1 protein-coding gene is annotated in these 749 nt (G+C 37.7%); it reads right to left on the bottom strand.

Translation table 11 applies throughout. The features are described 5' to 3' along the window. A partial coding sequence (locus AC1Z3K_RS18605; RefSeq protein WP_461733565.1) for a transposase occupies positions 1-749 on the bottom strand: 749 nt, incomplete at both ends.

Raw genomic sequence — 749 nt, 5'->3', positions numbered from 1 at the left:
ACTGTATTGTTTGAAAGGAACTGCCCGATGGGCAGGACAAATATAGGTATCTTCTTCTTCAAGATAGCGCCAGTTTTCAACGATAAAAGGATTGTCTTTGTTTTTCTTTTTGGTTTCTTTATGATAGCCACCATAGGTAATCAACGGTGTCTTGTCTAATATATCGTGGATATACATATAATTTTCTTCACTACCATAACCGGCATCCGCCACAATATATTCGGGTAATTCCTTGTGTTGCTCTAAAAAGCTATCTAAGAACGGATTTAAGGTTTTTGTATCGGTTGGATTTGGGAATAAATCATACGCTAAGACGTACTGATTTTCTGTTGCGATTTGTAAATTGTAGCCTGGTTTTAACTGTCCGTTACGCATGTAATCGTCTTTCATTCGCATAAATGTGGCGTCGGTATCTGTTTTAGAAAAGCTATTTCGTTCTTGAAAAAGGCGGTTATACGCTTCATATTTTTGTTTTCTTGGCAGGTAGTCTGCTTGAACTTTTCGCAGATATTTTTTATAGGTTCTTCGTTTTCTCTTGAATTGGCTCTGTTTGTCTTTCTGTTTTTCATCCTGTAATTGTTCTTCTGTTTCCTGTAACTCCGCTTCTAAATGATGAGCGATTTCTTCCAGCTGATGGCTCGTCAATCCGTCGGATTGCTGTTCTTCTTTCAGACAAGGTAAGATTTCTTCTTGATAAAGGGCTTGATAAAAGGCGTTCGATTTTTCATCTAAAGCAGCTTCATAGCGAT

The organism is Enterococcus sp. LJL128 (assembly GCF_056924295.1).
Note: the sequence above shows the minus strand (reverse complement) of the source record. Positions and strands in the feature narration are given on the sequence as shown.